The organism is Pedobacter miscanthi, from assembly GCF_003315595.1.
In the GTDB taxonomy this organism is placed as follows: domain Bacteria; phylum Bacteroidota; class Bacteroidia; order Sphingobacteriales; family Sphingobacteriaceae; genus Pedobacter; species Pedobacter miscanthi.
This window is the reverse complement of sequence record NZ_QNQU01000001.1, coordinates 267,883-291,061: the sequence shown is the minus strand read 5'-3', so window position 1 is coordinate 291,061 and position 23,179 is coordinate 267,883. Positions and strand designations below refer to the sequence as shown.

The 23,179-nt window shown below is 38.8% G+C and carries 29 protein-coding genes; 12 read left to right on the top strand and 17 right to left on the bottom strand.

All coding sequences use genetic code 11. The annotated features are described in order from the left end of the window. Positions 1 to 233 precede the first annotated feature (233 nt). From DRW42_RS01310 to DRW42_RS01285, 6 genes are all read left to right on the top strand, one after another. Positions 234 to 1,970: an ABC transporter ATP-binding protein gene (locus DRW42_RS01310; protein ID WP_113947015.1), complete on the top strand. Its 1,737-nt coding sequence runs from the start codon at positions 234 to 236 to the stop codon at positions 1,968 to 1,970. Next, positions 1,954 to 3,714 carry an ABC transporter ATP-binding protein gene (locus DRW42_RS01305; RefSeq protein ID WP_113947014.1) on the top strand — a complete coding sequence of 587 codons (1,761 nt, stop codon included), beginning with the start codon at positions 1,954 to 1,956 and terminating at the stop codon, positions 3,712 to 3,714. Before DRW42_RS01310 ends, DRW42_RS01305 begins: the two co-directional genes overlap by 17 nt. A gap of 91 nt (positions 3,715 to 3,805) precedes the next feature. Beyond that, positions 3,806 to 4,696, top strand: coding sequence for an SMP-30/gluconolactonase/LRE family protein (locus DRW42_RS01300; RefSeq protein WP_113947013.1), 891 nt, complete (start codon positions 3,806 to 3,808; stop codon positions 4,694 to 4,696). A 676-nt stretch (positions 4,697 to 5,372) separates the two neighbouring features. Continuing rightward, complete coding sequence (locus DRW42_RS01295) at positions 5,373 to 5,663, top strand: hypothetical protein (protein ID WP_113947012.1); 291 nt, start codon at positions 5,373 to 5,375, stop codon at positions 5,661 to 5,663. Between the two features lie 121 nt (positions 5,664 to 5,784). After that, positions 5,785 to 5,973 (top strand): cold-shock protein, encoded by a 189-nt coding sequence (locus tag DRW42_RS01290; RefSeq protein WP_055906587.1) that lies wholly within the window; start codon positions 5,785 to 5,787, stop codon positions 5,971 to 5,973. A 233-nt stretch (positions 5,974 to 6,206) separates the two neighbouring features. Further along, positions 6,207 to 6,878, top strand: coding sequence for a hypothetical protein (locus tag DRW42_RS01285; protein WP_147243644.1), 672 nt, complete (start codon positions 6,207 to 6,209; stop codon positions 6,876 to 6,878). A 1-nt stretch (position 6,879) separates the two neighbouring features. Here DRW42_RS01285 and DRW42_RS01280 read toward each other — a convergent pair whose 3' ends face one another. From DRW42_RS01280 to DRW42_RS01215, 14 genes are all read right to left on the bottom strand, one after another. Further along, the gene (locus tag DRW42_RS01280; RefSeq protein WP_147243643.1) at positions 6,880 to 7,239 is read right to left on the bottom strand and encodes a hypothetical protein; all 360 of its coding nucleotides are present in this window, start codon (positions 7,237 to 7,239) and stop codon (positions 6,880 to 6,882) included. 469 nt (positions 7,240 to 7,708) lie between these two features. Continuing rightward, positions 7,709 to 8,617, bottom strand: coding sequence for a bifunctional molybdenum cofactor biosynthesis protein MoaC/MoaB (moaCB, locus tag DRW42_RS01275; RefSeq protein WP_113947009.1), 909 nt, complete (start codon positions 8,615 to 8,617; stop codon positions 7,709 to 7,711). Between the two features lies 1 nt (position 8,618). Next, positions 8,619 to 9,062 carry a molybdenum cofactor biosynthesis protein MoaE gene (locus tag DRW42_RS01270; RefSeq protein ID WP_113947008.1) on the bottom strand — a complete coding sequence of 148 codons (444 nt, stop codon included), beginning with the start codon at positions 9,060 to 9,062 and terminating at the stop codon, positions 8,619 to 8,621. 1 nt (position 9,063) lies between these two features. Next, the gene (locus DRW42_RS01265) at positions 9,064 to 10,170 is read right to left on the bottom strand and encodes a HesA/MoeB/ThiF family protein (RefSeq protein ID WP_113947007.1); all 1,107 of its coding nucleotides are present in this window, start codon (positions 10,168 to 10,170) and stop codon (positions 9,064 to 9,066) included. A 3-nt stretch (positions 10,171 to 10,173) separates the two neighbouring features. Then, on the bottom strand, positions 10,174 to 10,446 hold the full coding sequence (locus DRW42_RS01260; RefSeq protein ID WP_244215162.1) for a MoaD/ThiS family protein: 273 nt from the start codon (positions 10,444 to 10,446) through the stop codon (positions 10,174 to 10,176). A gap of 102 nt (positions 10,447 to 10,548) precedes the next feature. Beyond that, positions 10,549 to 11,046, bottom strand: coding sequence for a molybdopterin-binding protein (locus tag DRW42_RS01255; RefSeq protein ID WP_113947006.1), 498 nt, complete (start codon positions 11,044 to 11,046; stop codon positions 10,549 to 10,551). Between the two features lies 1 nt (position 11,047). After that, positions 11,048 to 11,788 (bottom strand): sulfite exporter TauE/SafE family protein, encoded by a 741-nt coding sequence (locus tag DRW42_RS01250; RefSeq protein ID WP_113947005.1) that lies wholly within the window; start codon positions 11,786 to 11,788, stop codon positions 11,048 to 11,050. 3 nt (positions 11,789 to 11,791) lie between these two features. Further along, positions 11,792 to 12,970, bottom strand: a complete 1,179-nt coding sequence (locus tag DRW42_RS01245; RefSeq protein WP_113947185.1) for a molybdopterin molybdotransferase MoeA — start codon at positions 12,968 to 12,970, stop codon at positions 11,792 to 11,794. A 7-nt stretch (positions 12,971 to 12,977) separates the two neighbouring features. Then, positions 12,978 to 13,958 carry a GTP 3',8-cyclase MoaA gene (gene moaA, locus DRW42_RS01240; RefSeq protein ID WP_113947004.1) on the bottom strand — a complete coding sequence of 327 codons (981 nt, stop codon included), beginning with the start codon at positions 13,956 to 13,958 and terminating at the stop codon, positions 12,978 to 12,980. Then, the gene (locus tag DRW42_RS01235) at positions 13,955 to 14,545 is read right to left on the bottom strand and encodes a nucleotidyltransferase family protein (protein ID WP_113947003.1); all 591 of its coding nucleotides are present in this window, start codon (positions 14,543 to 14,545) and stop codon (positions 13,955 to 13,957) included. The genes moaA and DRW42_RS01235 overlap by 4 nt, the downstream gene beginning before the upstream one ends. Then, the gene (locus tag DRW42_RS01230; RefSeq protein WP_113947002.1) at positions 14,546 to 15,661 is read right to left on the bottom strand and encodes an XdhC family protein; all 1,116 of its coding nucleotides are present in this window, start codon (positions 15,659 to 15,661) and stop codon (positions 14,546 to 14,548) included. Positions 15,662 to 15,734: 73 nt separating this feature from the next. After that, positions 15,735 to 16,688: a nucleotidyl transferase AbiEii/AbiGii toxin family protein gene (locus tag DRW42_RS01225; protein ID WP_113947001.1), complete on the bottom strand. Its 954-nt coding sequence runs from the start codon at positions 16,686 to 16,688 to the stop codon at positions 15,735 to 15,737. A 1-nt stretch (position 16,689) separates the two neighbouring features. Then, on the bottom strand, positions 16,690 to 17,274 hold the full coding sequence (locus DRW42_RS01220) for a DUF6088 family protein (protein ID WP_113947000.1): 585 nt from the start codon (positions 17,272 to 17,274) through the stop codon (positions 16,690 to 16,692). Positions 17,275 to 17,412: 138 nt separating this feature from the next. Beyond that, positions 17,413 to 17,643, bottom strand: a complete 231-nt coding sequence (locus tag DRW42_RS01215; protein WP_113946999.1) for a hypothetical protein — start codon at positions 17,641 to 17,643, stop codon at positions 17,413 to 17,415. Between the two features lie 154 nt (positions 17,644 to 17,797). On the opposite strand from DRW42_RS01215, the gene DRW42_RS01210 reads away from it, so the two are divergent. Further along, a complete protein-coding gene (locus tag DRW42_RS01210) occupies positions 17,798 to 17,980 on the top strand; it encodes a Sec-independent protein translocase subunit TatA/TatB (protein WP_113946998.1) in 183 nt (60 codons plus the stop codon). Between the two features lie 54 nt (positions 17,981 to 18,034). Here the strand turns inward: DRW42_RS01210 and DRW42_RS01205 are convergent, their stop codons facing one another. From DRW42_RS01205 to DRW42_RS01195, 3 genes are read right to left on the bottom strand one after another with little or no spacing between them, the layout of a single operon-like run. Continuing rightward, on the bottom strand, positions 18,035 to 18,826 hold the full coding sequence (locus tag DRW42_RS01205) for a molybdopterin-dependent oxidoreductase (protein ID WP_113946997.1): 792 nt from the start codon (positions 18,824 to 18,826) through the stop codon (positions 18,035 to 18,037). Then, positions 18,798 to 19,526, bottom strand: coding sequence for a cytochrome b/b6 domain-containing protein (locus DRW42_RS01200; protein WP_113946996.1), 729 nt, complete (start codon positions 19,524 to 19,526; stop codon positions 18,798 to 18,800). Before DRW42_RS01200 ends, DRW42_RS01205 begins: the two co-directional genes overlap by 29 nt. Before the next feature lie 38 nt (positions 19,527 to 19,564). Further along, a complete protein-coding gene (locus DRW42_RS01195) occupies positions 19,565 to 20,353 on the bottom strand; it encodes a DUF1223 domain-containing protein (protein ID WP_208643467.1) in 789 nt (262 codons plus the stop codon). A gap of 132 nt (positions 20,354 to 20,485) precedes the next feature. On the opposite strand from DRW42_RS01195, the gene DRW42_RS01190 reads away from it, so the two are divergent. From DRW42_RS01190 to DRW42_RS01170, 5 genes are all read left to right on the top strand, one after another. Continuing rightward, positions 20,486 to 21,085 (top strand): sigma-70 family RNA polymerase sigma factor, encoded by a 600-nt coding sequence (locus DRW42_RS01190; protein WP_113946994.1) that lies wholly within the window; start codon positions 20,486 to 20,488, stop codon positions 21,083 to 21,085. A 1-nt stretch (position 21,086) separates the two neighbouring features. Further along, positions 21,087 to 21,353, top strand: coding sequence for a zf-HC2 domain-containing protein (locus DRW42_RS01185; protein WP_113946993.1), 267 nt, complete (start codon positions 21,087 to 21,089; stop codon positions 21,351 to 21,353). Between the two features lie 60 nt (positions 21,354 to 21,413). Continuing rightward, positions 21,414 to 21,692 (top strand): hypothetical protein, encoded by a 279-nt coding sequence (locus tag DRW42_RS01180; protein WP_113946992.1) that lies wholly within the window; start codon positions 21,414 to 21,416, stop codon positions 21,690 to 21,692. Positions 21,693 to 21,738: 46 nt separating this feature from the next. Next, positions 21,739 to 22,320: a peroxiredoxin family protein gene (locus DRW42_RS01175; protein WP_113946991.1), complete on the top strand. Its 582-nt coding sequence runs from the start codon at positions 21,739 to 21,741 to the stop codon at positions 22,318 to 22,320. A 244-nt stretch (positions 22,321 to 22,564) separates the two neighbouring features. Continuing rightward, positions 22,565 to 23,143 (top strand): RNA polymerase sigma factor, encoded by a 579-nt coding sequence (locus DRW42_RS01170; protein ID WP_113946990.1) that lies wholly within the window; start codon positions 22,565 to 22,567, stop codon positions 23,141 to 23,143. The last annotated feature ends 36 nt before the right edge of the window (positions 23,144 to 23,179 follow it).

Below are 23,179 nucleotides of genomic sequence, written 5' to 3'. Positions count from 1 at the left end.
AAACAACAACAAATAAGGCATAACTGAAAGGCTTGCATCTTTTCTTGAACTAAGCTATCGAAATTCTTATTGCAGCAATATGGAGGCCCGATGAAAAACCGGGACTATATATGCCTTGCGCTGAACCAGCAGCTTGAATTTATGAATAACCTTTTATACCATAACTTTCTTACAAACGATATCAAATAATTCGGCTAAATTTGGGATCTACAATTTAAGGTATCTTCATTGATATGAAAAAAACCAAAGAAGCCAAAAAGCCAGGTATTTTCAGTTTACTTGGAAATTATCGGGGCTTAATTTTCCTGCTCATCCTCTTTGCCCTGCTTAGTAACGGCATCAACCTGCTCTTACCAAAAATTATTGCCAGCGGTATCGATTCTTACACCAATAAAACCTTCGATTTAAAGCATATTCTGTTTCAGTTTTCGCTGGCCATTGTACTGGTTTTTATTTTTACCTACCTGCAGAGTATCGTGCAAACCTATGCTTCCGAGCGTGTGGCAAAAGATTTAAGAACAAAACTTTCTGATCAGATTTCGAGGCAGAGCCATGCTTATATCATTAAGGCCAATCCTTCAAAACTGCTTACCAACCTTACTGCCGATGCCGATTCGATCAAAATGTTTGTGTCGCAGGCTATTGTTTCCCTTGCTTCATCTATCTTTTTAATCGTTGGGGCGAGTATTCTGCTCCTGATGATTAACTGGAAACTGGCTTTATGTGTAATTGCTATTGTACCGATCATTGGGGGAGCCTTTTTTTATGTATTAAGTAAAGTAAGGGTACTTTTTAAAAAGAGCAGGGAAGTGATAGATTGGCTGAATAAGGTAATCAGCGAAAGCATTATGGGTTCGGCTTTAATCCGTGTAATTAATTCGCAGATGCTGGAGTACAATAAATTTATGGATGCGAATGCCAAAGCCAGGGATCTGGGGATATCCATCCTCCGCATGTTTGCATCGCTTATTCCGGTAATTGTTTTTACGGCAAATTTAGCCGGCTTATGTATTTTGGTGCTGGGCGGTCACTTTGTGATTAGCAATTCGATGACTTTAGGTGAATTTACCGCTTTTAGCAGTTATCTCGCATTAATTATCTTCCCGATTTTGGTAATCGGTTTTATGAGTAATGTTATTGCACAGGCCACAGCATCTTACCAAAGGATTGAAAGCGTGCTGAATGCTGCGGAAATCAAGCATCCTGGTACTTTAATCACACCATTAAGAGGTGATGTGGAAGCAAAAGACCTCAGTTTAAGTTTCGGGCAGAAGCCTGTTTTAAAGTCGGTTTCTTTTACGGCTAAAGCCGGTTCTAAAACTGCTATTATCGGCCCTACGGCTGCGGGTAAAACACAATTGTTATATATTTTAACAGGTTTAATTGATGCCGATGCCGGATCGGTATTGTACGATGGTCAGAAAATTAAACAGTACAAACAGGAAGATTTCCATCAACAGGTTGGGTTTGTGTTTCAGGACAGTATCATGTTTAATATGAGCATCAGGGAGAATATTGCCTTCAGCGATACCGTTACCGATGAATCTCTGGCTAAAGCCATTGCCACGGCTGAGTTGAAAGATTTTGTGGATGCCTTGCCGGATCAGTTGAATACCATTATTTCCGAACGCGGAAACAGTTTATCCGGCGGACAAAAACAGCGGATTATGCTGGCCAGGGCTTTAGCTGTAAATCCAAAAATTTTATTGCTCGATGATTTTACCGCCCGTGTTGATACCAATACCGAGAAAAGGATTTTGGAGAATATCCAGCAGAATTATCCCGGTTTAACTTTACTTTCCATTACCCAGAAAATAGCTTCTGTTGAACATTACGACAAAGTGATCCTGCTGATGCAGGGTGAAATTATTGCAGAAGGAACCCATCAGGAACTGTTAAAAAGCAGTCCTGAATATGTTCAGATTTACAATTCACAACAGAGCACCAGTAATTATGAACTACAATCTTAACCAGCTTAACACCGGGCAGGAAAAGCAATCGACTTATAAAGCACTTAAAAGCCTGCTGAAATTAATATCTGCCGAACGACGGAACCTTTGGCTGGCATTGATAGCCATTTTGGTAAATTCGGGTTTACTGCTTTTAGGGCCGTTATTAGTAGGCCATACTGTGGATACCTACATCCGTACCAAACAGTTCCATGGTGTGCTTTTTTTTGGAGGAATTTTATTGATAATGTACATGATCGCCATGGTTACCGGTTATACACAAACCCGTTTAATGGGCGGAGTAGGGCAAAGAATGCTCTATACTTTACGTAATGCCATCTTTAATAAATTACAGGAACTGCCTGTCTCGTTTTTTAACCAGAATAAAGCTGGCGATCTGATATCGAGGGTAAATAACGACACAGATAAACTGAACCAGTTTTTCTCGCAATCGCTAATGCAGTTTATCGGCAGTATTGTAACCATGATTGGTGCAGGGATTTTTCTTCTTTCGATCAATATTGAGCTTGGAGCCGCTACATTAACCCCTGCAGTTGCGATTGTGCTTTTTACAATGGCTTTATCGCCATGGGTAAAAGGAAAAAATGCGAAAAACTTAAAAAGTGTGGGTGGAATGAGTGCCGAAATTCAGGAAAGCCTGAATAATTTCAAAGTGATTATTGCATTTAACCGTCGTGATTATTTTAGAAAACGTTTTGATGAAGCCAATACTCAAAATTATAAAACTGCTATTGGTGCAGGTTTAGCCAACAATATTTTTGTGCCGGTTTATGGCCTTTTATCAAGCATAGCACAGCTGATTACCTTGTTGTTTGGTATTTATTTAATTTCTACCGGTAATTTTACCCTTGGTTTGTTAGTGAGTTATATTTCTTACACAACCAATTTTTACAACCCGTTAAGGCAGCTGGCGGCACTTTGGACAAGTTTTCAGGTGGCGATGGCCGGTTGGGACAGGATTTCGCAGATTTTAAATTTAGAAAGCAATTTAAAACAGATTGAGGTAAACAGTAACGAAACTTCTGATGCCTTACTGGAATTTAAAAACGTTCATTTCTCTTATGACGACAGTAAAGAGATCCTCCATAATATCAATTTAAGGTTCGAAAAAGGCAAAACTTATGCATTGATCGGCCCTACAGGTGGTGGAAAAACCACAACGGCTTCTTTGATCTCACGTTTGTACGATGCCACAAAGGGAACGGTTTTATTAAATGGGAAAGATATCCGTTCGTTTTCGGCAGAAGAAAGGACGCAAAAGATAGGTTTTATTCTGCAGGAGCCATTTTTATTTACAGGAACGGTTAAAGAAAATATCCTGTATGGCAATAGCCAATATAAAGATGTTAGCGATGCCGAACTGGAAAAAATAATAGAAGAAGCTAACCTCAATGCACTTCTGGCTATATTTGATGAAGGATTGAACACACAGATCACTTCCGGATCGGATAGTATCAGTTTAGGGCAAAAACAACTGATTGCTTTTATGCGTGCAGTTTTACGCAATCCTGAACTCCTGATTCTTGATGAAGCTACGGCAAATATCGATACCATAACTGAACAGCTTTTGGGTAGTATTTTAAATAAACTTTCGAAAGAGACTACATTGGTTATTATCGCCCACCGTTTAAATACCATCGAAAATGCCGACGAAATTTATTTTGTAAATGAAGGTGAAGTACAAAAAGCAGGCACGCTGAACGATGCATTAAATATGTTACTGAAAGGAAAACGGGTAAGTTAATATCTTTACAGACCTCGCAGGTTTTTAAAACCTGCGAGGTCTAAAATTATCAGTTCAAACCTGCGAGGTCTAATCAAATTATAAAACACAAATGAAAAAATATTTCTTCGCGCTGGCATTTTCTGCCTTTAGTATGGCCTCTTTTGCACAAGGTGCAGGGCAACCACTTTTTGTTCAGGATAGTTTAAAATTAATTTCTTCGGAATTTAAATTTACAGAAGGTGCATCTGTTGATAAAAAAGGGAATGTTTTTTTTACGGACCAGCCGAACGATAAAATCTGGAAATATAGTGTAGATGGTAAACTGAGTTTGTATATGGATAAATCGGGCAGGGCTAACGGCACCTATTTTGATAAAAAAGGTAACCTGATTGTTTGTGCCGACGAAAATAACCAAATCTGGTCTATCGATAAAAACAAAAAGATAACCGTGCTCTTCAGCGATTATGAGGGCAAAAAAGTAAACGGACCAAACGATATCTGGCTGGATGCTAAAGGGGGGATCTATTTTACCGATCCATACTATCAGCGTGATTACTGGACAAGGAAATCGCCTGAAATAGAAGGACAAAAGGTTTATTATCTTCCAAAAGGGAAGAAAGAAGCCGTTATTGTGGCAGATGACATTATTAAACCTAATGGCATTGTGGGTACCCCTGACGGGAAATTTTTATATGTAGCAGATATGAATGCCAATAAAACTTACCGTTATACCATTGGTGCAGATGCAAAATTATCAGACAGGCAGCTTATCCTTGATCAAAACTCTGACGGGATGACTTTGGATAGCAACGGAAATATTTATGTAACCGGAAAAGGCGTGAATATTTATAAACCAACGGGAGAAAAAATCGGTCATATCGATGTGCCCGAAAACTGGTGCGGTAACATTTGTTTCGGTGGAAAAGACAGAAATAAGCTCTTTATTACCGCTTCAAAATCTTTGTATGTAATTCCAGTAAATGCAAAAGGAGTAGAGTAATGAACAGTTATAGTCGTTTAAATGCCATTAAAGGGCGAAAAACGAATATGAATTAAACTGAAATTTTTTTCTGTTCAGTTTATTCAACCCCTTAAAATATTAAACTCATTTTTTAGTTTTGGATTCCTACTTATAGGGATAGACGACTATGAAAAAGCCCTCTCAGGATTGAAGGGCTTTTTTACTTTTCTGTTGTCATTCGAAACTGGTGAAGAATCTTTTATGGTTACCATCCACTATCAATAAAATTTGTTTAAATAATCTTTGCAAAATACCCTTCGACTCCGCTCAGGGTGACAAGTTGCAGTAAACTTTCCGTGTTAATCCGTGCATCCGTGGCTACCCTTGGATTCCGCTGATGGAGGCAAATTAACAAAATCGCGATCATCTCAACTAGAACGTCCTGAATATTCGGGAAGAGAGATTTATCTTACATGTCAGACCCTGAAACAAGTTCAGGGTGACGAATCGCAGGAATTGGATTTCCATAGCAATATAGAAAACACGGAATTTAAGTTGAAACAATCTTTACATCATCCATTTTCCATCTCACATCATCCATCTCTAATCACCCATCTTACATTTTCCATCCATAATTGTATAGGTACTGTTACATTTAATCTTCTCTGGAATAATTTTATAAATTAGCATATATTCATAAAAACCTGATAAGCTTATGGAAAACCTAAAAGAAGAAACCAAAATCAAAGCTTTCCTTACCAGGATAAAAGCAGAATGGCCAGGGGTGGTAGAACGCTTTGAATTTAAAACAGGAAGTGTGATTTACGTTCATTTAAAGGAAGGGATATCAAGTATGGATTTTCTGGGTAAACTTTCCCGCCAGGTAGAGCGTTTTGTAGATTTTACCATGCCCATAATCCTTTACCATGTTGAGAGTGACGGAATGAATTTAAGGTCGCACCCCATCAATTGGTACTCGTCGCTTACCCAGCGGAATTCATCATAATAGCTTCAAATTTTGCTGTTTTAAATTTTTTTTTGCCGTAAACTCAATTTTGTTTGCCAGTTATTTTGGTTTTTGGGTTTTAATCCTATTTTTGGTTTTTAATTTAAAAACATCCAGTATAATGAAAAACGGAACAGTAAAATTTTTTAACTCAGAAAAAGGCTTTGGCTTCATTAAAGAAGATAGCGGATCTGAGATTTTTGTGCATGCATCAGGCCTGATTGACGAAATCAGAGAAAATGATACAGTTGAATACGAAGTTCAAGAAGGCAAAAAAGGCCTTAATGCAGTGAAAGTAAGAGTTGTTTAATTCTTCCCCAAAAGATTTTGAGCAGGATTTAGTCCTGCTTTTTTTTTGCCTAAATTTAAGTATTAGCCGATACATTGATTAGTGAACAAAAAGGTTGAAAAAATTTCTTTCTCATTTCTAATTGATTACCACTTTAAGGCACCTCAACAACGTTTCTGATAGTTGTTTTGTGGATTGGATTTTTATTTTTGTTAAGTCGATCTACTCGGCCGGAACCAAACAAATTAAGATTTTTGCAACTTTCTATTTTTTCAATTCAGGAACCTGTTAGCAATAACAAAACACTTGATCGGGGTACCTTTATGGCTGCGGCGCAGTTTGTGATGGCATTAAACTTTGCCACCGAATTTGAGCTTCTGAGTTTGTCGGCCATGAATGCCCAGGGTGGTAATGCTAAAAAAGGCGGACTTGTGTTTGTACGTAACGGGAAATTAAAAATGCATCAGGAAATATATGATCATCTTTCTCTGGTGTCGATATCTTCTATCTGCGCAGGGAGCATTTACCTCCATGGTCTCGATAAAATAGTTGCAGAAATCCTGAATCTACCTTACAGCGATGAACTTTTAGATCTGGCAGGTGCTGAAGACGATTATATGGCTTTTAAACGTTTATGTAGTCCGGTTTCGAGGTTTTTCCTGTTACAGGCTAAAAAAGTGCAATGGTCGGCAATTTTATCTACTTTCCGGTTTTTTATGACGGATGGTATATGGGATGTGGTAAACTATGTGGCAAAAGCACTCAACCAGGCCGATGCCGATGTACTTTCGTGCACACAGCTCTTAGAAAATATGCAAAGTCAGGAATGGTATCCGGGTTTTTGCGATTTACTTAAAACCTTTCATGCTTCAAGGTATCCGTTAAGTAAAACCATACTCGAATCGGAATTACCAGAAATGGCTTAAATTATTTCAGGTAATTTTCAAGTAATGCGCTTATGTCTTCACTTAGTGCTCTATTGCCCATGTTATTGAGCTTCTGTTGCGAAGAATTGTGCTTTTCGATGTATGTAGCCTCTGTTTTATTGAACTTCAGATAACCCTGTTCAAAGTAACGTTCTTCAATTTCAGTAGAAGAATCCATCGATCTGAACCATAATTTAATCAAAGAACCTGTAAGTTTATCGTAATAAAGCCAGTGGTATTTTGCCTCTGCATCTGCATTGTCGGGCAGATCAAGACGCTGGATTTCTAAGATAGCAGTATCGGTATTCTGGAAGAAATATAAGGTTTTGTATTTAGACGACATCCGGCAAAAATAAGACATAATTTTTTACCGCAAAAGAGATTTTTGTTGTTTAGATTTAATATTTGTTGACATTTGTAGTGGTCAGAATCTATGATCCTGATCATTGATCTCCGGATTTGTAATTCGCTTTATAATTTCAAAACCTTGCGAAAGATTATAAATCCTTAGTTCTCGAGTCGGGATTGCAAATCCCGACTAGCGTAATGTTGGTCAGGATCTGCGATCTTGACCATTGATCTCCGGATTTGTAATTCGCTTTATAATTTCAAAACATTGCGAAAAGGATTATAAATCCTTAGTTCTTGAGTCGGGATTGTAAATCCCGACTAGCAGCAATGTTGGTCAGGATCTGCGATCCTGATCATTGATCTCCGGATTTGTAATCGGGTGTGGTTATAATTAAAGCCTGGTAGCTGAAGAGCCTTTGGGTTATTCACTACATTCAGAATGACAGATCAGTCGGGATTGCAAATCCCGACTAACAAATTTAATGTTTTCCCCCTTTAACAACTTTAAACAAATGTAATATCTGAGGAAATAAGGCATCTATACTTTCCTCAACACCACTTTTCGAACCAGGAAAGGTTAATACCAATGTTTCGCCTATAAAACCTGCTATACCGCGCGAAAGCATCGCATAAGGCATGCGTTCCTGTCCGTAACGCCGGGCCGTTTCCATAATGCCTTCAATATTGCGATCAATTAAAGGTGCAATGGCTTCTGGCGTAACGTCGCGTGGCGAAAGTCCGGTGCCACCGGTAAAAATAAGCAGCTGGTAACCATTTTTACTTAATTCGGTTGCTTTATCCCCGATCACGTTAATCTCATCAGGCACTACATCATATTGAGTTACATTAATCTCCCACTGTTCCAAACGGGAAATAATGGCCTTCCCGGAAGTATCCTGCGCTTTGTTTTCGAAAACAGAATCAGAACATACTACAACGGCAGCTTTAATTTCAGGGAATCTGGCATTTTTAAGATCAGATTTACCACCTGACTTTTTGAGTAACCTGATATTTTCGATTTCTACCCCTTTATCAATCGGTTTTAACATATCGTACATCGTTAAAGCCGTAACCGAAGCACCATGCATGGCTTCAACTTCTACACCGGTTTTATAAATGGTATGCACTTCAACGGTAATGATGATGGTTAAACCCGCAATTTCGTAGGTAATACCAGTATATTCGATAGGCAGCGGGTGGCAATCGGGAATTACATCGCTGGTTTTTTTAACACCGAATAATCCTGCTGCACGAGCAAACTCAAATACATCGCCTTTAGGTATTTTGCGTTGTTCAATAGCATCGATGGTTTCCTGCTTCGATACTTTTACTGTAGCGGTGGCAACAGCAATGCGCAGGGTGCTGGATTTTTTGGTGATGTTTACCATGTTATGTGTTTTCTTTCCACTGATGTGTTTCGTCTTCGAATATTTCTTTACCCCAGATTGGTAATTCGGCTTTTAAACGGTCTACCACTTCGCTACAGGCTTCTATTGCAGGTTTACGGTGTGCAGACGAAGTGAAAACAAAAAGGCAGATTTCGCCTGTTTTCACCGTGCCCAAACTGTGGTAAATGTGCATGCAGTTAAGCGGATATTTTTCGAAAATAGCTTCCCTGATCTGGTGCATTTTTTCGAGTGCAAGTTCTTCATAAGCCGTGTATTCTATTGCGGCAACAAATTTACCCGCAATTTCATCTTTGCGCACCTGACCCATAAAAATACTGTGTCCGCCGATGGCTGTTTTACTGCTGTGCTTTGCAATGCTATCGGCTATAAAAGCAGGTGTAATTGCTCCGTTAACAAATATATTTTTAACTTTTTTTTCGCCCATGTTATGATCTTAAAAAGTGATCTCTCCATTTTACAATGCCACCTTTTAAGCTGTAAATCTTTTTGGCAGCACCGTATTTTTCCTGCAGGGCTTCGGCAGCGGCAACACTTCTAATCCCATGCTGGCAGATTAAAACCACGTGTTTCTGGTAAAACTCCTTGCTTAAAAATGCGCTAAACTCCGACATAGGTACCTGTGTGTAAATCTGCTTGTCTAATAGGGGTACTTCGTGTCTTTCGCGCACATCGATTAAAATGGTCGATTCGGTCTGTTGCAGTTTAACCAGTTCGCTGGCATCAATTTCTACATATCCCTGTGGTCCTTCGCTGGTATCCTGATATTCCATATTTAAAAATTCATCAACCGTTCTGGGTAAGGTATAATCGCTTCCGTTACTGATGTTGATGGTATATTGTTCTTGTGTAAGTAAGTTGTAATTTAATATTTTATTGGTGAGCGGCTGTCCGATTTTGGCCACAAGTTTAATAATTTCTGCCGCCGCCATGCTTCCTATTATCCCGGGTAATACACCGATAACACCATTTTCGGCACAGTTCGGTATTTCTCCTTTATCGGGGGGAATTGGGAAAAGATCGCGGTAATTGGTGCTGGGTGTAAGGTGATCGGGCACATTAAATATGGCCAGCTGACCTTCAAAACCGGCAACTGCGGCAAAAATAAGCGGTTTGTTGAGTAGGGCACAGGCATCGTTAATCAGATACCTCGATTCGAAATTATCGGTGCCATCCAGTATATAGTCATATCTTGAAATGATATCGAGGATGTTGTTCTGCTGTAAACGGATAGGGTGGCGGATAATCCCTATCTGGGTGTTCATTTCCTGCAAACGTTTAGCTGCAACCTCTACTTTCAGTTTTCCGATATCGGCCGTGGTAAATAATATCTGCCTGTGGAGGTTGGATAGCGAAATGGTATCATCATCCACAATACCGATATGGCCAATTCCGGCAGCTGCGAGGTATTGCAGGGCGGGACAGCCCAAGCCACCGGCACCGATTACCAATACTTTTGCCTTTAAAAGCTGCTGTTGTGCTTCCTCACCAAATCCTTTTAGAATCAGCTGTCTGTTATATCGCTCTGCACTCATATCTTAACCGCCAGAAAAAGGGGGCATAATGGCTATAGTAGCCGGATTTTTAATTGCTGTATTCTCCTGAACAATATTTTTGTTTAGGGCAAGTTTATATTTCATGCCTTTTAATGCAGGAAATTGATTTTCGATATATTGTTTAAAGGTTTCAGTATCGGTAATGCCTGAGATATCAATTTTTTGATGTTCGATAAATTCGGCAATCTGGCCAAAACTGATGATTTCGATTTCCATCTGTATATTTTTGTTTTTTATCTGTGATGAAGCTATCATGAGCATATTTTTCACAAGTTTCTATTTGATTTTTGTGTTCAAGCGCTCGCAGGCTCGGTTTAGTACCGTTTGTGAGTGTTTGCTCATGATGGTTCCATGCTGCTAATTTACCTGTAAGATGCTGATTTTGCTCAATCCTTTTACAAATCTTCTTCCCGTAGCAAAATCCGTAGGCGTAATAATGGCTATATTTCCCTTTTCGGCCTTTGAAGGGTCGGTATCGTAACTTTTTAAAACCAATATCTGGTCGCCGGTTGAAGAATTAAAAATTTCGTTCCACGAATACACCACTTTATAATTATCGGTTGCGGTAAAAACGAGGTAATACTCGCTCAATGTTTTAGGCGACGCGGCGTCAATTTCTACTTTGGCCAAAATATCTTTTAAAAGCACGCCTTTAATGTTTTTAATGCTGCTCTTACGCTGCATCAGGTGGTTGAAAATTGTCATACTATCCAAATTAACGGATTTGTAGGCACTTAAATTGTCTAAAGTAACCGTTAAAGGCGTTTTAACCTTTCCTTCGATAGTAAACTGCTTACTTTCCTGGGCTTTTGCGCTAAAAGCTAAAAATAAGAGGGCAATGATGGTATATTTCATATTATGCATGTGTAAATAATAGTTTATAAGCTGCCAGCGCCAGTACGCAGGCCAGTACATTTTTTAAAACGGTTTGCGGGAATTTTAGGGCACCAAAATAAGCCCCACAAATGCCGCCAATAAAGGCAACACCAACATAAGCAAGCATGTGGCTGTTAAAATCAAAGCCTTTAATCAGCTGTCCGCCCAAACCTGCCACCGAATTTACAAAAATAAAAGCGGCACTGATGGCTGCAGTCTGTTTCTGATCGGTCCATTTTAAAAGCAGGAGAACCGGTGAAAGGATGATCCCGCCACCAATACCAATCATACCCGAAAGCAGACCAATAACGCCACCAATGGCTAAGGATAAAGGAATATTTGAAGGTTTAAAATCCTTAGGATCGGTGTTTTTGAAAAAGAAAAAACGGATTACCGGGATGAGTAAAAGTACCCCCAAAATCCTTTTATAGATCGAACTTTCGATGGCCATCATTCCGCCAATAAAGGAGAGTGGGATAGAGGCAAGTGCAAAAGGCCAAAAGGTTTTCCACTTAAAATGCCCACCACGGTAAAACTGGATAAAAGAAGTGGAGGAAACAAAGAGATTAAGTAATAGTGCCGTTGGTTTCATAATGGCCGGCGAAATGGCGAAAATGGCCATTAAAGCCAGATAACCGCTTGCACCGCCGTGCCCCACAGAGGCATATAAAAAGGCAACGATAAAGAGTAAACAGTAAAATAGGATAAAACTTTCTTGCATGGTTTAGTTTGGTAAAATCATTACAGTTAAGGTGTCGCCTTTTTCGAAATGTTCCTGTGTTTCGTTAAGGCAGATGAGGCAATTAGACTGTGCAAATGAACTTAAACGGTACGATTCCTGCGCACCGAGGGGTGTAACCTTTCCGTTTTCGTACTTCCCTTTTAGGAAATGCGCTAAACCTGCAGGCTTTGAATAGGGGTGTGTTAGTTCTGCCTCAATTTCGATTACGCTGTTTGCTTTTTGAGATAATGTTTTAACAGCTGGCAATACATAATTATAATAACAGCTTAATACCGACGATGGGTTTCCCGGAAGTCCGAAAATTAATTTTTGATCGAGAGTTCCAAAAAACAGTGGTTTGCCGGGTTTCTGTTTCACCTTGTGGAAAATCTGTTTAATACCGCAATGGGCTGCGGCTTCGATCACGAAATCGTATTCGCCCACGCTAACGCCACCGGTAAGTAAAACTACATCGCTGTTTGTTATTGCTTTTTGCAATACTTTTTTAAGGATTTCGAGGTCGTCGTCCGCTTCGTAAATGCTGATCTGATCAATGCCTTCGTGTTTTAATGCGGCAGAAAGTGAATAAGAATTTGATTCGTAAACCTGTCCAAATGATAAGGGCTTACCCGGTTCCTGTAGTTCTTTTCCGGTTACAATGATTGATATTTTAGGCATGGGGTAAACGGTTACTTCGTTTACGCCAATTCCGGCAAGAAAACCAATGGCAGCAGGACTAAGCAAACTGCCTTTTTCCATGGCTAATGCCCCGGCTTTAATCTCTGAACCTTTATCCCGGGTATTTAAACCTAATTTTAGATTGGAGTCTTGTATAGTAATTGTTTTATCTAAACGTGTTACTTTTTCCTGCATTACCACGGTATCGGCACCTTGGGGTAATGGTGCGCCGGTAAAAATCCTGCTTGTTTCGCCGTTTTGGATGGTAATGTTTTTAGCCGTTCCGGCGGCCATTTCGCCAACTAAAGTGAGTGCTTTTTCGTGATCTTCAAATTTTAGGGCATAACCATCCATCGAAGATTGGCTGAATGCCGGAATATCAAATTTAGCGTAAACATCGGCCGCCAGTATATGGTCAGCTGCTTTTGTCAAACCAATTGTAATTGGACTTAAAGGATTAATTTGTTGGGAAATGAGGTTTTTTGCTTCTTTAACGCTGATCATGAAAATTTTATCCTCCAATGGTAATCATACTTCTGTTTTGAATGGTCGTGGCATCAATTTTTTCGAAATCGCTGGCTAATTGTCCACCTAAAGCCTCTTTTTTGCTCCAAATTGCCGATTTAATCAGCGGAAGTACATCTTCATTCTTTCTCAGTGCAGTAAGCAGATCGGTTTCAGTATCCGAAAAAAGGCAGTTTTTTAATTTCCCATCAGCGGTTAAGCGCATTCTGTTACAGGTGCTGCAAAAAGGATGTGTCATGGTGCTAATGATGGCAAATGAACCTTCGTGGCCAGGGATCATAAAATGTTTGGCAGTATCGTTCGGTTCTCCTTTTACAGGCAATACCGTAAAATCTTTTTCAACAAGTGCAAGGATTTCTTCTAAAGAAAACATCTGATTACTTGTCCACTTATTACCGCTAAAAGGCATAAATTCGATAAATCGAACCTGGATAGGGTTATGTTTGGTCCAGGCAATAAAATCGTTTATTTCATTGTCGTTTAGACCTTTCATCACCACCATATTGATTTTTACCTTGATTTTATGCTGTAATAACAATTCGATATTACTTCGTACCTGGTGAAATACATCCCTACGGGTAATCATGAAAAACTTTTCGGGTTGTAAGGTATCTAAACTGATGTTGATGGACTTGATGCCTGCTTCTTTTAACACCGGCAGCATTTCTGCAATGCGTGTACCATTGGTAGTCATCACCAGTTCGACCGGAAGTTTACCCAATGCGGAGATGATCTGGGCTGCATCTTTTCTTACCAATGGCTCGCCACCCGTTAGCCTTATCTTTTTTACGCCGTTGGCTACAAAAATCTCAGCCAGTTTGATAATTTCGGCTGTCTGCATCAGCCTCGAAACAGGGGTGAAATCGTATTCTTCCTCCGGCATGCAATAAAAGCAGCGAAAATTGCAGTTATCGGTAAGTGATATCCGCAGGTAATCGTGTACTCTTCCGAAAGTATCTGCTATCATTGCTGGCTGATTAAATTATTGTAATCGGTTTCTGTATCAATGTCAATCTCGCCACCCTCAAAAACTACGGTTTCTACATCCTGCGGATATTGTTTAAGTAGTTTTTTTGCCCCTTCAGTTCCTTTGAGTGATAAAAGAGTCTCAAAATAAATTTTTCCGAAGAAAACAGGTGTGCCAATCGTTTCGGCATAACTACTGGCAATGATGTTTTTACCAGTTTTATGATGCTTTTCGATCAGGTTATTAAAGGTACTCATTTTTATAAAAACCTGATCGGCTACAGCAATAATGATACTTTGTGTTTTGTCATTTTTTTCGATTGCAGCAGAAAGTCCGGCGACTATGCCCGATGCCATCCCGCTTTCCCAATCTTTATTGATTACAAAGTTGACCTGATTATTTTGATGTTTTGCTAATATTTCTTCTGCATTTGCACCTAAAACTACGGTAACCGGAAAACATCCTGTTTTTAAAGCTTCATCAATCACGGTTTGAAGCAGCATTTTGCCTTTATAATCCAAAAGCTGCTTTGGCTTTCCCATTCGGGAGGAATTACCTGCTGCCAGAATGATAATCGATGTATCCATTTAGCTATTGGTTAATCCATAAACATGGATCGGGTTTTTTTTCTCTTTTAAGAAAATTGCCGATGCCCCTGTAAACACTGATTTAATCTCTGCCAGAATGGAAATGGCAATTTCTTCGGCTGTTTCTGCTCCGATATCCAAACCTATTGGCCCATGTACCCGGCTTTCATTTTCAGGTGTGGCCAGGTTCAGTTCTTCCAGCATCCTGATCAGTTTTTTCTTTGGTCCCAATGTGCCAATATACGGGGCATTGGTATCCAATAAATATTTAAGCAGTTCGAGGTCGTAATTGTAATTGTGCGTCATCAATACAAAAGCAGTTTGCTCATCTATATCAATCTGATTCAATACCTTATCTGGTTTACTTACCAAGATTCTGGTGGCATTTGCAAAGCGCTGTACTGTGGCATGGGTAGGGCGGCCATCGATAATGCTTATTTCCCAACCCAAAAGGTAAGCCATTTCGGCCAGGGGCTGTGCGTCATTTCCGGCACCGGCAATGATTAATGAAACGGGAGGGTGGATTAACTCCAGAAAAGCTTCAATCTGATGATCGCCATAAGGATATACTTTAAATGCTGCTGTTTTACTGATGAAAACCTCTTTAGCGTTTAATAGGATATCCGCTTCAATTTCCTCAGGTATTTTAGATAAGATGGCCTCTTTTTTAAACAACATGCTGGTGCCCAATTGTTGCTTTCCGTTTAACGAAAAAAGTGTTACCAGTACGGCATCTTCTCTTTTCTCTTGTAATGCTGATAAAATCACAATGGGGTTTAGTGTTTCTTCTTCCAAAATGGGTTCGAATAGAATATGCACAATGCCATTGCAGCCCAGCTGAACACCAAATTTAGCATCGTCTTCGTCGGTGGTATCGTAGGTAATGAGCTTGTTCTCCTGCTGTACAATAGCCGAAAGGGCCTTTCGTAGTGCGTCGCCCTCTAAACAACCGCCACTTATGGCGCCGGTAAGCTGGCCATCTTCGGTAATGAGCATCCTGGCACCGGGCCGGCGGTAGGAGGAACCTTCTACCTTAACTACCGTAGCCAAAGCCGTTTTTTTCTTATCCTTAGTCGCTTTCTGGTATGCTTTAAGTATATCGGTAATTTCTTTCATCAGGGATTGGTGCAATAGAAAGGCAATTTAATGATAATCTATTACAAAAGGGAAAGCAAGGAGGGGAAGGTAACTATAATCGATCGATGTATTGTTTAATCCGATCTAACAGTTCTTCGAAATCAGGTTGGCGATTGTAATATAATGATGCAGTGCTTTTGTAACGTTGGATAAAACTTTTCCGAATTTTATCGTTTTTAAGCAAAAATGCCTCATTTTCATTGATTGGGATGTCAAAATCTAAAGGAGGGAAGCGGGTCTTTTTATGAATATGATATTCATCAGTACCAATAAACTCCAACACATTATCATTATCCAGGAGTGAATATACATCGTAATATTGTCGCATAAAGTTTACCCCTATATCACCAGTCTCCTTTTCTTTTCGGAATTTGGTGGCAATAGTTTGTAATTTCTCCACAAAAGTATAACCAGGATTGTAGCACGAAATATCGGTCGCACGGTTATCTACAATCTCAATTTTATTTTCTATGGCTTTGTCATAAGCCCATGAGGAAATGGTGATATTGGTATTGGGAGTAACAGTATCGAAGCCTGTTTCGAGCAATATACCTTCTTTTATACCAACAATTAATGTATTAAAGCTTTTATAATTTAACCTTATGCCTGCACTGTTATAGGTTTTTGTGTTGTCAAAAAGGATATCGCGTTCAACAGAAACAATACCGTTTATAGTAATTTGTTCAGTTAACCAGTTATAAAAAATCTTTTTTGCCTCTGTGTTTTTCGGTTTGGTATTTTTTGGATTTTCGTTGATGTTAAATTCTGCAGGAGGTTTTATATGTATATCGATGTCTTCTGAAAAACGTTCAATGATTTTAAAACCTTTTGAAAGAGATGTACCACCTTTAAGTTCAAATTCAAAACCCTGTTTTTTTAAACCATAAAGTACATGCATAATCCAATAATCCTTCTCAATCAATCCGGCCTGAATACCAATTTCATCTTCAAGAATTCGCAATAAATCAGGGAAGTTTTTATGATTGTGCAGGAAGTCGGCTGCCATATCAGTTATCTGAAAGTTGCAATGCAGGTTTGAAAAATTTTTTCGCCTTAATATTTCCGTATGAATTTACAGATCGCTTTAATTTTACCTGATCCATTTGTTGTACTTTGTTCAGTACATTGTTTAAAATAGCTTGTTTATCTTCGGCTAATTTATCCAAATTGTTTACCAAATCAACTAATAAAAATTCTGGTGTAGCTTTAGCCGGAAAATGAGGTTTCATTTGAAAATCAAATTTACGGTTGCCCAACATAAATGTACCATGGCGTTTATGGTTGTAAACAATGCGTTTATTATATAGTTGCGTAGTGCCCACTCCTAAACTATTATACGAATTAGGTGAGGTTAATAAAAAACGATCGTCTTTTAAAAACTTGCGAACAAGTGTATCATCCTCGGGCGGAGTATTGCCGAATACAGTTTCTTTCGGGTAGTAATATACCCCTTGCGAAAGCTTTTGAAGTGTACCATCATTAACAAGGGTGTTTAAATGGCGATCAATAGCGTTAGACCATTGCGTAAGTTCATCCCTGCGGTAAACATGGCCACGTTTCAGGTTTTTCTTAAGTTCATCTAACTTCGCCATAGCTATATTATACAAGATTAAAATAAAAGTTATTATAAATGTAATAAATTTTATTTAAAATTCATGCAAATATAATGGTTTTTAATTATGTTATAATTTAATATACAGTTAGATATCCTCATTTTTTTTTCGCTGTTATTAAAAAGGCTCCGAATGAAAAATCTCTAAATTAACGCAGCGCAACCCGATGCTGTTAAAAAGTTCGGTAATTTCTTTGGTCCAATCCCTTGGCGAATCTACGCGAAGGATTTTATCGCTGTCCCACAGGTCGATGTTCCATTTAATTTCTTTGAAACGACTGTTCAGCAAGGGGCTGATTTCATTTAACTCGCTATCCGTGGATACATTTGTTTTGAAAACGGCTATCATAAAGCATATTTTTAGGTTTGTTAAGGCTGTAGACGTATCACTTTTGATTTTACTTTAAATAAAAAGCAATTTTTTAAAAAAAAATAACCGGTACCAAAGAACCGGAGCGATGTTTTAAACGTAAGTGTAAAAGAATCACTTAAATAAAAGCAAAATGTTAAATACAACCATCGCCGCCCTGTTGGGAGGCCCCGAACTGATTATTGTTGGAATAGCTGTTTTATTATTGTTCGGCGGCAAAAAAATCCCTGAATTAATGAAAGGCCTTGGTAAAGGAATAAAAGAATTTAAAGCCGGACAGGAAGAAGAGAAACCGGAAGTACCAAAGCAGGCTTAAATTTTAAATTACCCTGATGGTTTGATCTGGAGTTCGTTATATCTCCAGATCAGCTTACAATCCCGAATAATAATCATAACCCTGCTCGGCCCAGTAATCGCGAGGTCTGTTATTACTAAAACTCATCTTACCAATACGTTTCAGGTTTTTGATGCCATATTTTACAGGAACTATTAATCTTAGAGGTGCTCCATGTTCAGTACTGATGGTTTTTCCATTCATTTCATAAGCCAGTAAGGTTTGGGGATGGAGAATGCTTTCTCTTTCTAAACCTACATAATAAGCACCATTAGGCGTTTCTAAACCCATATATTGTTTTTCAGCTTCGTTTTCAAGTTGAAAATGTATTAGAAAATCACTCAATTTTACGCCAGCCCAGTGTTGGATTTCGTCCCAACCTTCTACACACTTAAAATCATAAACAATTTCTGTTTTGGGTAAGGCTTTTATTTCTTCAATTGTGATATGCCTGGTTTTCTGATTGTTTAATTTAACCTGAAGTTTCCATCTGGTAATGTCGAAATCTTCATCATCTTCGATTCCAATCAAACTGTTTACCCTGGGATTTTTAGCCGCCTGCTCTACAGGATAAGTTTTAACCAGGTGTTTGTTGCTGAAGAAATTGCGAAAAAAGAGTTCTGTTTTATTCAATGCCCTGCGTAGGGGCGCTCTGGTGCCTGCGGTAATGCCAGCTGTTTCTTCAGGAGCATTTAAAAGCCATTTCCAACCTGCAAAAGCGCCTCCGCTGAGTACAGCAAAAGCACTGAAAGAGATAAAACTGCGGCGGTTTATTTTTTGCTCAACCGTTAATGGTGCTTTAAGCTTCTTTTTGTGCGGTGTTTTCATTGTTTTCTTCAGTTTTTTGGATTGTTACCTGTTCAGGTAAATGCTGTGATTCTTCTACCACTTCAAATCCGGCCACTACGGCCCTGAAATTGTTCCAGCCGGCCAACGCCACCTGAACAATGTGGATGAGAAAGAAAAATACATAACCAATGGTTAAAGCAAAGTGAAGGATACGGGCAAAATGATAGCCGCCACACAACCAGCAAATCCAGTAAAATTGCACCGGTTTATAAATGGCTAATCCTGTTATTACCGAACCCATGCCCATTAATATAATTGCAGTATAGGCAATCCGCTGTGCGGCATTGTATTTCTTTTGCGGGGGAATGGTTTTTCTGATATGAAGATCATGCAGCAAAACCAACCAAGCTTCTTTAAATGAATTTTTATTTGGTAAAAGTTCCCGCCATGCCCCCGAAAAAAGAGTGTAGCTGATATAGAGTAAACCGTTGATGAAAAAGAACCACATAAACAGAAAATGAAATGCCATTCCTTCGGCCAAACGCTGTGGAATGTGGAAATAATTATAAAACCATTCGGGAAAAAATTTGATCAGTGTGACGTTGAAAATAGAAATGCCGTAAGCATCATTAGCCCAATAGATAAACAATCCACTCCAGATCATAATGGCCAGAACAGGAAAATTTACCCAATGTGTCCACCGCATTAAAAGCGAATGTTTTTCTTTGATTACTTTCATGGTGGGGGCGGTTTACAGATGATAAACGCAAAAGCTTATCATTTGGATTTATTACTTAATTGGTTGTCTAACAATGTATTTAGTTTTGATGCTGCGGTAATTTTACCCGTTTTGGTGTTTTGTAAAAAAGCGATCAGTTCTGAGGAAATTTCTCCGTTTGATTGATCTACCTGCACATTTACCGATCCGTTGGTTTTTCCCTGGAGCTGGAAAGTGTCGAACTGCCGTACAATCTGAACATGGCTAAGTGTACTGCCTTTATTTTCGCCTTTTAAAACTTTATTACTCGCTTTTTGCGTTACCAACGCAACTGCAAGCATATAACCATTGGTTTGCTGATTGGTATTATAATTTAAAATAAGGTTGTGTTTATCGGTTTTCCCTAATGAAATTTCTAAATGATCAGTTGATGGTTTTGCAAGCATTGTATTGATACTGTTCCGCAAAATTTTTTCATCCGATCCGATAAATTCCGTACTTCCGTTTACCACTGCCTGAGGAGTATATACCGTTTTGAGGTTGAGCCAATTGGCGTATTGATTTTGTCGGGCAGAAAATTTTGCGCTGCTAAAGCTGTCTTTCCAACCCAGCCTGTCCCAATAATCTACATGGAAAGCAAGCAGATAAACAGGTTTTTTGGAGGTTTCCTTTTCAATCTCGGCCAGTAATGCATCTGCCGGTGGACAGCTTGAGCAGCCTTCAGAAGTAAAAAGCTCCACAACTGCAAAACCGGTATTAGTCGATTTTGGTGTAGTGCTAAGGTCTGCGGTAAAAGCAACGCTAATAACGCTTATCAACAAAAGGGGCAATGCTATTTTTCTGATCATGGTCATCAATTTTAAACTTAGTCGTTTCTGATTTACAATCCTTACAAGAAAAAATAAAATAATTTGTAAGGATGTTCCGAGCGATGCGACTAAATGATTAAGCACTATATTTATACAAGATAATCCAACAACATGCAAAACGATACTGGCCACGATATCGCCGCTAAAAACCTTCATGCCAACCCACTTATCTGGGTAGAAAAATATGCCGATTACCTGTATGGATTTGCAATGTCGAGATTAAGGGATGAAGATGTGGCAAAAGACCTCGTGCAGGATACTTTTTTAGCTGGATTACAACAATTGCAACGTTTTGAGGGTAATAGCAATGAGAAAACATGGCTTACCGCCATTCTTAAAAATAAAATTGCCGATTTCTACCGTAAAAATGCTTCACGAGGTTTAAAAGATTTAAAAATAACCGAAGCTGAAGGCGAACAGCAGGATTTTTTTGATGCAGAATCAGGTCATTGGAATGAACAATACTATCCGAAGGCTTTTGGGTTGGAGGTTGGTAACCCATTGCTGATGAAAGAATTAGGGGCAATTTTAAATGATTGTTTAACCAAATTACCAGGACTATGGTTTTCGGTGTTTTCGATGAAACATATAGACGACCTCGAATCAGAACTGATCTGCACCGAGCTTAAACTTACAGCATCTAATTTCTGGGTGATTATGCACCGCACCAAACTGAACCTGAGGGCCTGTCTTCAAAAAAACTGGAACTGATATGAGAAGCGCATTAAAAAATATTATCTATAACTGTAAACAGGCTACTTTTTTGATCGAAAAAAGGCTGGCAGGAAAAATAACAACCGCCGAAACCCTGCAATTGCGGATCCATTTGGCTGGCTGTTCTATCTGTAAAATCTATCAGCAGCAAAGTGTGCTTATTAATAAGTTATTTGCAGGGTTTAATTCCGAAGATTTTAAACTGGATAAAACTTTCAAACAGACACTTACAGAACAGATTGAAAAAGAAATGAATAAAAATTAAATTTTTTTGTAAGGTTTTGTTTTCTGCTTCGACTAAGGGATATATAAAACACAAAACAGCATGAAAAATCAAATCTTAAAAACAGCAGGAAAATTGTTTATGGCTACTTTAGTTGTGGCTAGTCTTTCACTACCAACTTTTGCTTCAGCAAACACTCCGCTTCAGGAAAAAATGTCTAAAATGAAACAAGACAAAATGGACAAAAAGAAGATGGCTAAAATGGAAAAAAGTAACATGGACAAAATGAAAACCGATTCGATGAAAAAAGCCAAAATGGAGAAATCTAAGATGGCTAAAGACAAAATGGCCAAAGATAAAATGTCGAAAAGTAAAATGTAAAAACAGCTTTAGGGAGGTTAAAACCTCCCTAAATTAATCACTTAACATGAAAAAAATTATACTATTTCTAGCCTTAATAGCAGCTGTTTCGTTACAGGTAAAAGCTCAAAAAGGATTAAAAGAGGGAGATAAGGCCCCGGTATTTACCGGGATCGATCAAAATGGCAAAAACGTAAGCTTGAAGGAAGCACTTAAAACGCACCGCTCTGTTGTGCTGTTTTTTTACCGCGGGCAGTGGTGCCCGTATTGCAATAAACACATTAAAGAACTACAGGATTCTTTAAACCTGCTGAGTGCCAAAGATGCTTATGTGATCGGTGTAACGCCCGAAACGAAAGAAAATATCGATAAAACCATTAAAAAGACCAAAGCAGGTTTTTCTATTGTGCAGGATAAAGACGACGAGATTATGAAAGCTTATGGCGTGAATTTTATGATGGATGAGGCAACTTTTACCAAGTACAAAGGTTATGGCATCGATCTGGAAGCAAATAATGGTAATAACCGTCATACCCTGCCGGTGCCTGCAACCTATATTATCGACCGATCGGGCAAGATCAAGTATGTACACTTCGATCCCAATTACCAAAAAAGAGCTTCGGTGCAGTTGCTGCTCTCGAAACTTTAAGAAACTCATCGGTTAGTTTAAAACACCTGGTTATTTTAATATAGCCGGGTGTTTTTGTTTTCGGATAGTGGATGAAGTAATTTGGAATTTGAATTCAAATTTTATGGATAAGAGTTATAAAGCTAATTTAGTTTAGTATTTATTAACATAAAATGTCGATTTAAATTTTACTTTTGAATAATACTTGTGAAAAGCAACTAACCTGCTGTTAAAGTATTTTAACCAAACAAGGGCGCCATTAACTATGGACAAAAAGAATATTCTGGATGAACAAATTTCTCTGCATAGTTTGTGGTGGGAAGCCATGTGCCTCGGCGAAAAAGATGCCTTTCTTAATTTATATAAAGGCCTTTACAGGAGTTTAGCAGGATTTGGATTACGCGTTTGCAGTGATCCTGAATTAGTTACCGATACTTTAAATCAGATTTTTTTAGAATTATGGGAGAAACATGGTGACTTGCCTCGGGTAGAGCAGGTAGAATCTTATCTCCGCACCATTTTAAAGCGAAAGATTTTAAAGAAAATTGCACACGAGCAGCGCTTAAACAAGGCTATTGCAATTATTGGAAGAGAGGATGAAGCACTTTTGGAAATGCCTTACGAAGAGCTTATTGTAAAAATCCACTCGGATGAGATGGTAAAAGCCAGCTTGCAGGCCGCACTCGAAAAACTGACCCCTCAACAGCGGAAATTAATTCAGCTGCGCTTTTACGATGGTTTGAGCTACGAAGAAGTGGCCAAAAGAACGGAATTAACTGTTAGAACTGCCTATAACACCATTTACAGCGCATTAAAATTTCTTCGTACCCGGCTAAAATTTTAGCCCTTCTAAGCCTATTCAGGCAACTTTTTAAAATAA